Here is a 13,253-nt window from a genome sequence, read left to right as displayed (position 1 = left end):
GATTAGTTGTGGCATTAGATATAATTGCTTGGATTATCATTGCGGTGGCATTCATCGCTAGTTTCGCGGGAATCGTTTATCCCGTCATTCCTTCTCCGCTTATGCTTTGGATTGGATTCCTAGTTTTCCAGTTCATGCTCAGTGATGGAGATTTGTCTGTATTCTTCTGGATTGCGATGGTTATCCTGACGGTGATTCTGATTATCTCGGATATTATCGCGAACAGTTATTTTGTTAAAAAATTCGGAGGCAGCAAGTGGGGAGAACGAATTGCAGCAATCGGTGTAATTGTCGGTTCCTTCATCATCCCGCCTTTTGGTATCATTATTGTGCCGTTTGTTGCTGTGCTTATAACAGAACTTATCCAAAAAAGAACACCGAAGGAAGCTATCTATTCTTCAATTGGCTCACTTCTAGGTTTCCTTGGCGGATCGATAGCAAAGATTGTAATACAATTAATCATGATTGTGTGGTTCTTTATAGCAGCTTTCGTATAAAAAAAGCGAGCATCTCTGCTCGCTTTTTCTTATGCGTATTCTGTTTTTTGCAATCGCATATCTAAAATATAATAACCGAATGGAATGACGGATGCGAGCAGGGCTAAGATTGCCCATTTCATTCCCCAGCCAACTTTCAAGGTCGTGTAGCCGGTCCAAATGACATACAGGACGAATAAACCGCCATGGATGGCACCTATGTAGGTGACGAAGATTGGTATATCCATCATGTATTTCAAAGGCATTGCCAAGAACAATAACAAAAGTAAGGAAGTCCCCTCGAGAAATCCGATGATACGGAACCATTTCAATGTCGCTTGCATGAAAGCCCTCCCAGAAACTATTTATAAATAGTATAAGCAAGCTTGCTCCTATTTACCACTCATCGGGAGAACTTGTCATAACATTGTCAAAATATCATGTTACATCATAGATGGACGGACGTCTGTCCTGGAATACTGGGATGCGGCTGCGAACGTCGTCCACTTGGTCAAGAACTGCTTCACCATACAGAATGGTCGCTTCCTCGCCGGCTTCAGCAATGATCTCACCCCATGGTCCGATGATCAGGCTGTGTCCGGCGAATTCATTAGCAGGATCACTTCCTGCACGATTGCAAGCAACAACGTAGCATTGGTTTTCAATTGCACGGCTGAGCAAAAGAGCACGCCAGTGATCTAGTCGCGCTTTAGGCCACTCGGCAACGACGAAGAGCACTTGCTGATCATGAATCATATGCGTGCGGATGAATTCGGGAAAACGGATGTCGTAACAGATGACACCAGCTGCTCGCTTATTTCCAATCGAAAAGGAAGCAGATCTGTCTCCTTGCGTCAGAAATTTCTCTTCGTCCATCAACCGGAATAAATGGGTCTTATCATATTCATGGAGCAGCTCACCTGCTGGTCCGAAGACAAGCATCGTATTATAGACACCAGTTTCGGTCTGCTTGGCAATGGAACCAGCGACGATGTATTTTTGGTGTGTTTTAGCTAGTCTGCTGATGAAGCGCTTCGTTGTTTCTCCCTCTGCATCACTTATGCTATCAAGTCTTGTCAGGTCATAACCGGTTGTCCAAAGCTCCGGCAGCACTAGGACATCGGCATCACCCTGCGCCTCATTTATTAAATCCTCCACTTTTCTGTAATTAGCATCCGGATCACCAAAAACGATATCATGCTGGATTAAGGCAAGTTTCATTGTGTCACTCCCTTATTAGCCGCAACGAATGTCTCGACACTTCGCATGGCGTCCACGACTTGACCTGAATCGGAAACATGCATGAAATGAATGGATTCACCTGGGGCGACAGCGCCGTCTGCAGCAATCTTCATCGCTTTGTCCAAATCTTCTTTTATGCCAAGTTCTTTAAGTACCGTTGGTAATCCTAGCTTTTGATAAGTTGGAAGCAAAGTGAGAATCTCGTCAAATTTTTCTTCCAATGCAAGCTGAACAAGGATACCGTAAGCTACTTTATTTCCGTGCAGCTGCTCATGTGTTTGTGCAAGTCTTGTCAGTCCATTGTGAATGGAATGCGCACCAGCAATTCGGCCGTATTCATCACCGAAACCGCCTACCATACCTCCTGCCATGATGATTGTTTCTGCAACTCGGAGAAATGCACTGTCTGCACGTTTATTTTGTAAAGAACAAATAGCTGCATCTCCTTCGGCAATCAGGATATCCCGGCATAACTTAGCTGCATTGCGGGATATCTGAACAGCAAGCGGCTGATCCGTCATATTTTCGGTAAGTGCATCTGCTTCGTACCATTTGGCCAATGTATCACCGATTCCGGCAATCAGATATGGTACAGGTGTTGTGAGCAGCAGTTTCGGCTCGACAAGCAACATGAATGCGCTGCGTGGGAATACGGTATATTCGACGAAATTACCTTCTTCATCATAAAAAACGCTGAGTGAAGCCCATGGGGAGCAGTTAGAAACGATAGTCGGAATTAGGATGACTGGCAGCCCTGCATCGTTGGCAGCAGCTTTGGCAGTATCTAACACTTTTCCGCCTCCGACACCGATTATGAATTGAGCAGCTTCGTCTGTTGCGATGCTTGCTAACCTAGCTGCTTCTGCATGTGTGCACTGGCCGTTATAAGCGACTCGTTTCACTGGTAACTCGATAGGATCCAAGAATGGGGAAGCCGCTTTCCAGGAAGCATCTCCGTGAATAAGCAAACCATTTGTCCAATTCAATTCCGAAAGCCTTGCTGGAAGGCTTTCCAGTATATTATCCTCACAGACGTAAAGATTCGGAGCGCCTTTTATGTTGATGGTCATGTTGTCACCTCATTGATTTTTTACATAAAAAAACTCTTCCAGACGAATATGGAAGAGGGAAAGGCGTGTGTCTAGTCCCCTTATCCCTCAGCGTCTCGCTGTTGGAATTAGCACCGTGTGCAAATGCACCGGTTGCCGGGCTTCATAGGGCCAATTCCCTCCGCCTTCTCTTGATAAGAGTGTGTGATTCATGTATGATTTGTTCATTATCGCACTCTATTTCTAACACTGTCAAGATTGGTAATAGTCAGAATAAGAAGAGTGAAACAACAGGAGAGTGAGTAAGATGGATTTTCCGTTTTCGGATGCATTGAAACGACTGCCGGAACAGTTCTTTGCCGGCTTAGTACATAAGGTAGGTCTGCTGGAGAAAGAGGGGCACGATATCATCAAGCTCGGACAGGGAAACCCTGATCTCCCGACGCCGCAGCATATCGTAGAGAAACTGAAGGAAGCCTCCGATAACCCTGCTTATCATAAATATTCACCATTCAGAGGCTTTGATTTCCTCAAAGAGGCAGTCTGTGACTTCTATGCTCGGGAATACGGCGTTAAATTGGATCCAGCGACTGAAGTGGCCATCATGTTTGGTTCTAAAACAGGTTTGGTGGAGATCAGCCAATGTCTGTTGAACCCAAGTGACTTGGCACTGCTTCCAGATCCCGGGTATCCTGATTATATGTCCGGCATAGAACTTGCACAAGCACGGACGTCGCTTATGCCATTAACTGCTGAAAATGAATTCCTGCCTGATTATGGCGCTATTTCTGCTGGTGATCTAGAAGAAGCGAAGCTGATGTTCTTGAACTATCCAAACAATCCGACTGCTGCAACAGCGGATCAGAAGTTCTTCGATAAAACAGTGGAACTGGCAAAGGAACATAACATTTGTGTGCTGCATGATTTCGCTTATGGTGCACTCGGGTTTGATGGAGAAAAACCACAAAGCTTCCTGCAATCCGAAGGCAGCAAAGAAGTTGGCATTGAAATGTACACCTTGTCCAAAACGTATAATATGGCCGGCTGGCGCATCGCCTTTGCAGTTGGTAATGCATCTGTAATTGAAAGTATCAACTTAATCCAGGATCATGTTTATGTAAGTTTGTTTGGCGGCATGCAAGAGGCTGCTGCTTACGCTCTGACAACGGATCAGACATGCGTGGAGGAACTCGTACATACGTATGAAAGCAGAAGAGATGCTTTCATCGGCCATTTACGTGCTATCGGCTGGGATGTACCCGAGCCAAAAGGTACTTTCTTCGTTTGGCTGCCAGTTCCGCATGGTTACACATCTGAGGAATTCGCTGATCTGCTGCTGGAAAAGGCGCATGTGGCGGTCGCTCCGGGGAATGGTTTTGGAGAATACGGAGAAGGATACGTACGCGCAGGTTTGTTGGATACAGAAGAAAGATTACTGGAAGCAGCGATGCGAATCGAAAAGCTCGGTATCTTCTCAAAAGCATAAGAAAAGAGCCAGCCCTATGTGGGACTGGCTCTTTTGTCTGTTAGCTTGTCACTGCGCAGCGATTTGGGCCGAATTCTATATCGGCTTCGTCTGTGCTGTCAATGGTGGCTTTTCCTTGATTGGCTTCCCGAATCAGCTGGTAGCTATTCGGCTGCTGGGGAGGAATGCTATCCAAAACGGAGGAAGCAAATTGGCTCGCATCCTGCAGCTGCAGTCTGGGATTTTTTCTGTATATATCTTCCATTCGTGCTTGGACTGTACCGTCCGTTTCGATCTCTGACAGCTCGGAAAAATGGGAAGGAAGGACAATCAAGTCCAACGACAATAATGGATACTTTTCATATAAGGTGTTGTGCAGATCCTTTACCCATGGTTCTGCGTGACCGGCTAAATCTGGTCGGCCGATCGATTCGGTAAAGAGCGTATCTCCAGACAGCAGAAATGTGTCATCAACGACAAAGCTGATGCTTCCTTCTGTGTGACCTGGTGAGGCAATACTGCGCATGCCTTCCTCCGTTTTTCCGAATGGAATCGTCATACCGTCTTGTAAAGGAGAGAAGGTGAATGTCGCTTCTTTTCCATCATCAGCAGGGAACCAATATGTCGCTCCTGTTTCTTCTGCCAGCTTCCGTCCGCCAGACAAATGGTCCGCGTGAAGATGGGTATCAAGTACATGTTTGATCGTCCATCCGTTGTCTTTAGCGAAGGATGAATAGGCTTCGGTGAACCTTGCCGGATCTACTACAGCTGCTTCTCCATTGGAAACGACCATGTAGGATAGGCAGCCTTTCCCAATACGCATGAATTGATAAATTTCCCCGCCATATGTGAGATCGCCAACTTTACGGGGACTGAGTGTTTCTCCCCAAGCTTGCATGCCGCCAATGACATGGACGGTATTTTCCATTCCTGCTGCTTGTAAGAGGGAGACGGCTGTCTGAGCTGATTTGCCCCGATAGCACATTACATAGACAGGATCATGTTCTGGCAGTTCTTTACGGGCCTTATTTGGGTCTGCTTTGATAGCGGCAAACGGAATATCATATCTTTTAACGCTATCGGCTTCAATTGACCAGTCCTGTACATCCGCTTCTTGCCGGATATCAAGCAGATGAACGGTATCTTTCGCTTTTATTTTTTCTGCCAGTTCTGCTGTGTGCAATGGATTCATGCAATCGTCTCCTTTAAAAATCTTTTTTGATTATAGGAAGGAGCAATTTGACTCCTTTCTTATTCACAGGGAATATCCTGCTGTCAGCGAGCAGGTGACTTGCATAACCGGCTGTGCCGGCAAGCTGGGTGCCGAATAGGGCGGTCTCTTGTTCAAAGAATGTCATCAATATGTAGAAATAGATCAGTCCGATCAAGGAGTGAGTGTATGACCGATGGGCAAGGAAAGATGCAATTCCAATGTAACATCCGCTCATGACAACCCAGGTATGCCCCGTGTACAATCCGGTCAGCAGAACAGCGATACCTGTAATCAGCAGCATGAACTTCTTATTGATTACGCGGGAGAGGACCATAATTCCTGCTCCGATCGCTAGCCCAATATAACGATCTTGGCCGAATAAATTCCACATACTATATAGGATGAGCAATAATCCGATAAAAATTGTAATATTGCGGATGGCTTTGTGTGAAAAAGTAATTCGGTTGGAGAGGAGACCTCCTGTATCCAAATCTGGTACAAGAGCTGCAACTGCTGCCGTACAAGTCATTGTGACCGTCACAGCGCCTTCAGCATTCAAGGCGGTGGCACTGGCGAAACCTGCGCCAGCTCCGATTAATAGATGTGTGATTCCTTTCATTCTAGCTGTGCCTCCAAAAGTTAGTCTTTAAAAGCATACTAGAATCTTTATGTCATGGCTATCCGTATTGTTTCTGATGCGCTTTCTTACGGGAAAGATAATCTTCGTCTTCTCTTATTGCATCCCATCTTTTTTTGAAAATCTGTGCAGAAGCAGCTTTTTCATCATCGATTTGCCGGTCGTGTTTTTCCGTCTTGTCTGCATCCTTGTACTTTTTACCGCCCTTATAATTAGCATAGCGGCGAGCGCGGGTATAGCCCATCTGAATGTATTTCCTGGCCATATCCATCCCGACAAAATCATCCTGTTTGCGGTATTCCTCAAACATCTCCGAAATTTTATGGCAGGATTCCTCTGCAATTTCTGGTGTTTTGAAGCGCCAATGGGGAAGGATTTCACTTTTATAAGGCTCCACCATCAGCACACCCTGCTCACCGCGGCCGATGCGGTACTTATCTGGATGTTTACGAAAATCGGTCGAGGCATCAAAATGATCGTAATAGCCCATTTCCATCCTCCTGTCTCTGTTGTTAATGTATATAGTTACCGAATGTGCTCCATGTGAAACACGATTTTTTCTTATGGACATAGGAGGCAGCCGCACTCGTTTGTGATAAAATGAAAGCAATGGTCTCACGTCAGAAAGGAATGGTTACAGGTGGGTAAAACAAAAGTAGGAATCGTCTTCGGCGGAAAATCCGCGGAGCATGAAGTATCCTTACAATCTGCAAAAAATATTGCCGATGCAATTGATAAAAATAAATATGATGTTGTTCTGATTGGTATCGATAAAGAAGGAAAATGGCAGCTGAATGACAAGGCTGACTATCTGCTGAACGCACATGATCCAAAAAATATCGAACTGAAGCCTTCCGAGCAAGGAATCGCTGTTGTACCTGGTGTGAAGGAGAAACAGCTCGTTAATCCGAGTCAAGGCGCTGTCCTAGATCAAGTGGATGTTATCTTCAGTATCCTCCACGGTACACTCGGCGAGGATGGCAGCATGCAAGGGATGCTGCGTATTGCGAATCTTCCGTATGTAGGCCCGAATGTGCTTAGCTCAGCTGTGTGCATGGATAAGGACATTGCAAAGCGTCTATTGAAGGAAACGGGAATTCGAGTAGCGAATGGCTTCACATTCAAAAAACGCCAGCTTGGCTCTATCCGTTATGAAGAGGTAGCAGAAGTGCTGGGCACCACAGTCTTCATCAAGCCCGCGAACCAAGGCTCCTCTGTCGGTGTAAGTAAAGCGAAGACAGAAGATGAGTTCTACAAAGGCTTGGAAGAAGCTTTCCGCTACGATACGAAAGTTCTTGTCGAGGAAGCAATTGTTGGCCGCGAAATCGAAGTGGCGGTACTTGGCAACGAAGAACCGATCGCTAGCTTACCAGGAGAGATTCTGCCGAAAACAGAATTTTATTCTTATGAATCCAAGTATATCGACGAATCAGGAGCAGAGCTTGCTATCCCAGCTCAGCTTTCCGAGTCTGTTACAGAACAAGCAAGAAAGCTTGCGGTTGAAGTATTCCAGACACTTGATGTCGAAGGGCTTGCACGTGTCGACTTCTTCTTAACAGAAGAAGGGGAATTCGTTGTAAATGAAGTAAATACACTTCCAGGCTTCACGAAAATCAGTATGTATCCGAAGCTTTGGGACATCACTGGTATTTCCTACCCAGACCTCATTGATCGTCTGATTCAGCTTGCTATCGAACGTCATAAACGAGATAACGAACTAAGCAACGCAGCCTTTCAGCATCAGTAATCGTAGTAATTTAGTGTATTAATAAAGGGAAATACAGACTATGAAGAATCTTACGTAGAATTCTCGAAGTCTGGATTTCCTTTTTTATTCTTAAACGGCAAAAAATTTGGAACTATCGGTCCTAGAGTTACCTTTAATACTCTGTTGCTCCTGGTAAACACACAATTCAACTAGGATTGATTGGTGCAGAAGTAAAAAAATTGAGTTCGAGGCACTCGAAAACGAAACTATAAGATTTAATTGCGCAGGATTAGGAGTAATTAAAAAAAAATTCTTCGTGGTGTGGTATATTACTTTCGCTCGAAATAGATATTTATGGTTAAAGAAGATAACCTGCTAAATCAATTTTTCTAGATTTGTTTTTATAATGGATTAATAAGAAAAGTAGTATATATAAAAATAGAGAATCTACACTAGCGTAGGTGGAAAGCGAAGTATTCCGCCGGCGGGTTACTGAAGCAGTCCTAAGTAATATACCAGCCTTTTCCCATATGCAAAATTATTCAGCTGTGATACAATGAACTGCAGAAAAGAATAAAAAATCCAGGCCATCCTGGGAGAGGTTCTAGCACAACCCTCTATAAAAAACTAAGGAACTATATCCTTGGGTATAGTCTTTTTTATTTTTTTATGGATAATTGGCAGCCTCTTCCTATTGGAAGAGGCTTTTTTATTGGATTGTCTGGAAAAAAAGGAGAAACGTAATGAAGAAGGGTAAAGCCATCGTCGTATTTAGCGGCGGCCAAGATAGTACAACTTGTTTGTTTTGGGCAATGGAGCAGTTTGAGGAAGTGGAAGCTGTTACATTCAATTATAATCAGCGCCACAGTTTGGAAATCGAGGTAGCCGAACAGATAGCCAAGGAACAAGGCATCAGACATCACGTATTGGATATGTCTTTATTGAATCAGCTTGCACCAAACGCATTGACAAGAGACGATATCGAAATTGAACAGCAAGAAGGGGAACTGCCGTCCACATTCGTACCGGGACGTAATCTAGTATTTCTATCCTTTGCAGCGATCTTGGCGCATCAAGTAGGCGCGAAGCATCTTGTGACAGGTGTATGTGAAACAGACTTCAGCGGCTACCCAGACTGCCGGGATATCTTTGTGAAATCATTGAATGTATCTCTCAATCTATCAATGGATAAAGATTTCGTCATCCATACCCCGCTTATGTGGCTGGATAAAGCAGAAACATGGGAAATGGCAGATCAGCTAGGTAAGCTTGATTATGTAAAAGAAAAAACACTTACCTGCTACAATGGCATCGTTGCCGAGGGCTGCGGAGAGTGCCCGGCTTGTAAGCTGCGCCAAAACGGTCTTGATCAATATGAAGCGAAAAAGGCGGAACATGTATGATCCAGCAAATTTATCCGCAAGTGCAGCATGATTATAGCTACGAATTGAATAAGGATCTGCATTTCGCTGCAGCACACAGTATCCAGCATCCGGATGCCGGTAAATGCCAGCAAGTGCATGGCCATACGTATTTTGCCAATGTTACGATTGCTGGGGATGAATTGGATGACAGTGGATTTTTATTCAATTTCTCCACCATCAAAGCATTGATTCACAAGAAATTTGACCACACCTTATTAAATGATCATACAGACGTATTCGGGAAAGACGATTTCCCGACAACAGAAGTGATGGCACGTAAAATATATGAATTGATTCAACAAGAGCTGGATCAGCTGCCTCACCAGCCGAAGTGCCTGCAAGTATTCTTGCGTGAGACGCCAACCAGCTATTGCGTATATCGACCAAAGCGAGGAACAGAGAATGGCAAGTAAATTTCCGGTTTTAGAAGTATTCGGTCCTACTGTACAAGGAGAAGGTATGGTTGTCGGACAAAAGACGATGTTCGTACGTACAGCAGGCTGCGACTATAGCTGCAGCTGGTGTGATTCTGCCTTTACATGGGATGGATCAGCCAAGGATGACATTCGGCAACTGACTGCCGAAGAGATATGGAATCAATTGGAGGAAGTAGGCGGAGATCGTTTCCGTCACGTGACTATCTCTGGAGGAAACCCTGCATTACTTAAGAATCTAGGAGAGTTCACAGAGCTTCTGAAAAAGAAAGAAGTGAAAGTAGCTTTGGAGACTCAGGGAAGCCGGTATCAGCCGTGGTTCCTGGAAATCGACGATCTCACTATATCGCCTAAACCGCCAAGCTCGTTGATGAAGACTGATTTTCATCGTCTTGATGAGATAATTAACAATCTGAGAGAAGCAGGGCGTCTTATGCATGTGAGTTTGAAGGTTGTTATATTCGACGAAGAAGACTTGCGTTATGCAACGAATGTTCATAAACGTTATCCAGATGTGAGTTTTTATGTACAAGTCGGTAATCATGATACAGCTACTTTGGATGATGCAGCATTGAAGGATGCATTGCTGTCTAAGTATGAATGGCTGATTGATCAGGTGTCCGCTTCCAATGAACTGAATCATGTGCGTGTCCTGCCACAGCTTCATACACTTGTGTGGGGAAACAAACGCGGTGTATAAACGAAAAGACGAGTTCTTAGACTCGTCTTTTTTTTATGCCAAAAAGTGGGCAGGCACCTTCTATTCTTTAGATTAATAGTATACCAAGTCGTTAAATTAATAAAAAATGCTTGAATTTATATTAATAATAATGCATAATAATTCACATAAATAAATCGAGCATTCAGCACGGAGAGGGAGATTCATAATGGCAAAAGATAAAATCGTACTCGCATACTCTGGTGGTTTAGATACTTCTGTAGCAATCAAATGGCTGCAGGATAAATATAATTATGACGTCATCGCAGTTGGTTTGGATGTCGGTGAAGGCAAGGACTTGGATTTCGTTCAGGAGAAGGCACTTCAAGTTGGAGCTATTAAATCTTATACAGTAGACGCAAAAGCTGCATATGCAGAGGAATATGTGCTTCCAGCTTTGAAAGCGAATCTGCTTTATGAAGGGAAGTATCCGCTAGTTTCTGCACTTAGCCGGCCTTTGATTGCGAAGGTATTAGTAGATATCGCGAAAGAAGAAGGAGCTGTGGCAGTAGCACATGGCTGTACTGGTAAAGGAAATGATCAAGTACGTTTTGATGTGAGCTTCACAGCGTTGGACCCGGATTTGAAAATTGTTGCTCCTGTCCGTGAATGGGCAATGAGTCGTGATGAAGAGATTGAATATGCGGAGAAGCATGGTATACCGGTTCCTGTTGGGAAAGAGAGCCCATACAGTGTCGATCAGAATCTATGGGGACGTTCCAACGAATGCGGTATTCTGGAAGATCCATGGGAGCAGCCGCCAAGTGACGCTTTCGGATTGACTGTAGACCCGGAAAATGCACCAGATGAAGCGCAAATCGTGACAATTACATTTGAAAAAGGGAAACCAGTCGCACTTGATGGAGAAGCTTATCCATTGGATGCACTTATCTTGAAATTAAATGAAATCGCAGGTAAGCATGGTGTCGGACGTATCGATCATGTCGAAAATAGATTAGTAGGAATCAAATCTCGTGAAATCTATGAATGTCCGGCTGCAGTGACATTAATTGCTGCACATCAGGAATTGGAAGCTTTGACGATGACACGTGAAATTTCCCAATTCAAACCGATTGTCGAGCATAAGCTTGCACAAACAATCTATGACGGTCTATGGTATTCGCCGTTAACAAAAGCGCTGCAAGCATTCATTGAGGAAACGCAGCAGACAGTCTCCGGTAATGTCAAAGTGAAGCTGTACAAAGGACATGCACTTGTTGTCGGTAGAGAATCTGCTGAATCTCTATACAGCTTTGATCTGGCAACATACAAACCAGAAGATAAATTCGATCATGATGCAGCACTCGGTTTCATCCAGCTTTGGGGTCTGCCAACAAAGGTTCAGGCAGAGGTTGCTCGTAAGCTGACAGTACAAACGGAGGCACCTTCACTATTGAAAATTGATAAAAAAGAAGCTGTGAAACAATGAAGCTCTGGGGAGGAAGATTCACGAAGCCGACCAATGAATTAGTAGACGCCTACACTTCCTCCATCGGCTTTGATCAGAAACTGGCTAAATACGATATTCAAGGCAGCCTGGCACATGTAGCAATGCTCGGCAAATGCGGCATCATCGAACAAGATGAAGCAGAAACTATTGCTGATGGATTAAAGCATGTTCTGAACAAAATCCTGGCAGGAGAGGCAACGCTCTCGCAGGCAGATGAAGACATTCATATGAATGTGGAACGGTTGTTGATTGAGCAAATCGGTCCTGTAGGGGGGAAGCTGCATACTGGCAGAAGCCGTAATGACCAGGTAGCATTGGATATGCGTCTTTATTTACGGGAAGCAATTGTAGAAATTATCGGGCTGCTTGGTGCTGTTCAGACAGCGCTGACAGAACAGGCGAAACAGCATCTGGATACAATTCTTCCTGGCTATACACACTTGCAACGGGCGCAGCCGGTACTGTTCGGCCATCATCTTATGGCATATGCATATATGCTACAGCGTGATGTGGAGCGGCTTCAGGATAGCTGGAAGCGTGTGAACAAGATGCCTCTTGGAGCAGGTGCTTTAGCTGGTACGACATTCCCGATTGATCGGCATTTTGTAGCAGAGCAGCTGCATTTTGATGCTATCACCGAAAACAGTCTGGACAGTGTAAGTGACCGTGATTTCGTGGTGGAGTTCCTGGCAGCTGCGAGTTTGATCAGCATGCACCTTTCACGACTTTCAGAGGAATTGGTTCAATGGTCTAGCGCAGAGTTCAACTTCATAGAATTGGATGATGCATTTTCTACAGGCAGCAGTATGATGCCGCAGAAGAAGAACCCTGATGTAGCAGAGCTTGTCCGCGGTAAATCCGGCCGTGTTTTCGGACATTTGATGGGGATGCTGACCACCTTGAAAGGATTGCCTCTTGCTTACAACAAAGATATGCAGGAAGACAAAGAGGGCATGTTCGATACAGTAGAGACATTAAAGGGTGCACTTGGTCTTTTCGCGCCAATGATTGAGACGATGCATGTAAAGCAGGATAATATGTATCACGCTGTTCGAAATGATTTCTCGAATGCAACAGATTTAGCTGACTATCTTGTAGCAAAAGGGATGGCGTTTCGGGAATCGCATGCTGTTGTCGGGCAGACAGTGCTGTACAGTATCGAGCAAGGGAAATATTTGCTGGATCTTGGACTTGAAGAGCTTCAGCAGTTTTCTAATCTGATAGAAGAAGATATCTACGAAGCACTTGCACCGGAGACAGTCGTTGCAGCCAGGAATATCCCTGGTGGTACGGCGAGAGTTCGGGTTCAAGAGCAAGTGGATGATATAGAAGCCTTGCTAGAAACAAATAGACAGTGGACAGAAGAGCAGGCTGCCAAACTGGAGGGGTGAGCAGCTGCTCACCTTTCTTTTGTTATTTATGTATATTTATGAGATG

At 44.7% G+C, this 13,253-nt stretch carries 14 protein-coding genes and 2 riboswitches; of the genes, 8 read left to right on the top strand and 6 right to left on the bottom strand.

All coding sequences use genetic code 11. From position 1 onward, the window contains the following. Positions 1–8: 8 nt before the first annotated feature. Positions 9–497 carry a DUF456 domain-containing protein gene (locus tag CHH58_RS14630; RefSeq protein ID WP_249275146.1) on the top strand — a complete coding sequence of 163 codons (489 nt, stop codon included), beginning with the start codon at positions 9–11 and terminating at the stop codon, positions 495–497. A gap of 29 nt (positions 498–526) precedes the next feature. Here the strand turns inward: CHH58_RS14630 and CHH58_RS14625 are convergent, their stop codons facing one another. The 3 genes from CHH58_RS14625 to CHH58_RS14615 form a co-directional block, all read right to left on the bottom strand. Next, positions 527–820 (bottom strand): DUF3817 domain-containing protein, encoded by a 294-nt coding sequence (locus CHH58_RS14625; protein ID WP_095220064.1) that lies wholly within the window; start codon positions 818–820, stop codon positions 527–529. A 94-nt stretch (positions 821–914) separates the two neighbouring features. Beyond that, positions 915–1,697 (bottom strand): carbon-nitrogen family hydrolase, encoded by a 783-nt coding sequence (locus tag CHH58_RS14620; RefSeq protein WP_095228780.1) that lies wholly within the window; start codon positions 1,695–1,697, stop codon positions 915–917. Then, positions 1,694–2,788 (bottom strand): iron-containing alcohol dehydrogenase family protein, encoded by a 1,095-nt coding sequence (locus CHH58_RS14615; RefSeq protein WP_095262732.1) that lies wholly within the window; start codon positions 2,786–2,788, stop codon positions 1,694–1,696. Before CHH58_RS14615 ends, CHH58_RS14620 begins: the two co-directional genes overlap by 4 nt. A gap of 77 nt (positions 2,789–2,865) precedes the next feature. After that, a riboswitch (SAM riboswitch) is annotated at positions 2,866–2,968 on the bottom strand. A 106-nt stretch (positions 2,969–3,074) separates the two neighbouring features. Here CHH58_RS14615 and CHH58_RS14610 point away from each other — a divergent pair. Beyond that, positions 3,075–4,253 carry a pyridoxal phosphate-dependent aminotransferase gene (locus CHH58_RS14610; protein ID WP_095228784.1) on the top strand — a complete coding sequence of 393 codons (1,179 nt, stop codon included), beginning with the start codon at positions 3,075–3,077 and terminating at the stop codon, positions 4,251–4,253. 40 nt (positions 4,254–4,293) lie between these two features. Here CHH58_RS14610 and CHH58_RS14605 read toward each other — a convergent pair whose 3' ends face one another. The 3 genes from CHH58_RS14605 to CHH58_RS14595 are packed head-to-tail and all read right to left on the bottom strand — an operon-like array spanning position 4,294 to position 6,578. Continuing rightward, positions 4,294–5,424: an MBL fold metallo-hydrolase gene (locus tag CHH58_RS14605; RefSeq protein ID WP_095262731.1), complete on the bottom strand. Its 1,131-nt coding sequence runs from the start codon at positions 5,422–5,424 to the stop codon at positions 4,294–4,296. 13 nt (positions 5,425–5,437) lie between these two features. Further along, the gene (locus CHH58_RS14600) at positions 5,438–6,064 is read right to left on the bottom strand and encodes a metal-dependent hydrolase (RefSeq protein WP_095228788.1); all 627 of its coding nucleotides are present in this window, start codon (positions 6,062–6,064) and stop codon (positions 5,438–5,440) included. 58 nt (positions 6,065–6,122) lie between these two features. Continuing rightward, a complete protein-coding gene (locus CHH58_RS14595) occupies positions 6,123–6,578 on the bottom strand; it encodes a DUF4385 domain-containing protein (RefSeq protein WP_430980846.1) in 456 nt (151 codons plus the stop codon). Positions 6,579–6,722: 144 nt separating this feature from the next. Here CHH58_RS14595 and ddlA point away from each other — a divergent pair, with 144 nt between their 5' ends. From ddlA to argH, 6 genes are all read left to right on the top strand, one after another. After that, positions 6,723–7,829, top strand: a complete 1,107-nt coding sequence (gene ddlA / locus CHH58_RS14590; protein WP_095262729.1) for a D-alanine--D-alanine ligase — start codon at positions 6,723–6,725, stop codon at positions 7,827–7,829. Between the two features lie 553 nt (positions 7,830–8,382). Beyond that, positions 8,383–8,427, top strand: a riboswitch (PreQ1 riboswitch). A 106-nt stretch (positions 8,428–8,533) separates the two neighbouring features. Next, complete coding sequence (gene queC / locus CHH58_RS14585) at positions 8,534–9,193, top strand: 7-cyano-7-deazaguanine synthase QueC (protein ID WP_095228794.1); 660 nt, start codon at positions 8,534–8,536, stop codon at positions 9,191–9,193. Further along, entirely contained in the window at positions 9,190–9,627 is a 438-nt protein-coding gene (gene queD, locus CHH58_RS14580) for a 6-carboxytetrahydropterin synthase QueD (RefSeq protein ID WP_095228796.1), read from the top strand. The genes queC and queD overlap by 4 nt, the downstream gene beginning before the upstream one ends. Continuing rightward, entirely contained in the window at positions 9,617–10,348 is a 732-nt protein-coding gene (gene queE / locus CHH58_RS14575) for a 7-carboxy-7-deazaguanine synthase QueE (protein WP_095228799.1), read from the top strand. Before queD ends, queE begins: the two co-directional genes overlap by 11 nt. A gap of 187 nt (positions 10,349–10,535) precedes the next feature. Then, positions 10,536–11,795 carry an argininosuccinate synthase gene (locus CHH58_RS14570; protein ID WP_095262728.1) on the top strand — a complete coding sequence of 420 codons (1,260 nt, stop codon included), beginning with the start codon at positions 10,536–10,538 and terminating at the stop codon, positions 11,793–11,795. After that, positions 11,792–13,207: an argininosuccinate lyase gene (argH, locus tag CHH58_RS14565; RefSeq protein WP_095228803.1), complete on the top strand. Its 1,416-nt coding sequence runs from the start codon at positions 11,792–11,794 to the stop codon at positions 13,205–13,207. The genes CHH58_RS14570 and argH overlap by 4 nt, the downstream gene beginning before the upstream one ends. The last annotated feature ends 46 nt before the right edge of the window (positions 13,208–13,253 follow it).

The organism is Terribacillus saccharophilus (assembly GCF_002272745.1).
GTDB lineage: Bacteria > Bacillota > Bacilli > Bacillales > Amphibacillaceae > Terribacillus > Terribacillus saccharophilus_B.
The sequence above is the reverse complement of the archived record's forward strand: the minus strand, read 5'-3'. Positions and strand labels throughout refer to the sequence as shown.

Coding starts and splice junctions, on each gene's coding strand:
- CHH58_RS14625 (WP_095220064.1), bottom strand. CDS start 820: ATGCAAGCGACATTGAAATGGTTCCGTATCATCGGATTTCTCGAGGGG.
- CHH58_RS14620 (WP_095228780.1), bottom strand. CDS start 1,697: ATGAAACTTGCCTTAATCCAGCATGATATCGTTTTTGGTGATCCGGAT.
- CHH58_RS14615 (WP_095262732.1), bottom strand. CDS start 2,788: ATGACCATCAACATAAAAGGCGCTCCGAATCTTTACGTCTGTGAGGAT.
- CHH58_RS14610 (WP_095228784.1), top strand. CDS start 3,075: ATGGATTTTCCGTTTTCGGATGCATTGAAACGACTGCCGGAACAGTTC.
- CHH58_RS14605 (WP_095262731.1), bottom strand. CDS start 5,424: ATGAATCCATTGCACACAGCAGAACTGGCAGAAAAAATAAAAGCGAAA.
- CHH58_RS14600 (WP_095228788.1), bottom strand. CDS start 6,064: ATGAAAGGAATCACACATCTATTAATCGGAGCTGGCGCAGGTTTCGCC.
- CHH58_RS14595 (WP_430980846.1), bottom strand. CDS start 6,578: ATGGAAATGGGCTATTACGATCATTTTGATGCCTCGACCGATTTTCGT.
- queC (WP_095228794.1), top strand. CDS start 8,534: ATGAAGAAGGGTAAAGCCATCGTCGTATTTAGCGGCGGCCAAGATAGT.
- queD (WP_095228796.1), top strand. CDS start 9,190: ATGATCCAGCAAATTTATCCGCAAGTGCAGCATGATTATAGCTACGAA.
- queE (WP_095228799.1), top strand. CDS start 9,617: ATGGCAAGTAAATTTCCGGTTTTAGAAGTATTCGGTCCTACTGTACAA.
- CHH58_RS14570 (WP_095262728.1), top strand. CDS start 10,536: ATGGCAAAAGATAAAATCGTACTCGCATACTCTGGTGGTTTAGATACT.
- argH (WP_095228803.1), top strand. CDS start 11,792: ATGAAGCTCTGGGGAGGAAGATTCACGAAGCCGACCAATGAATTAGTA.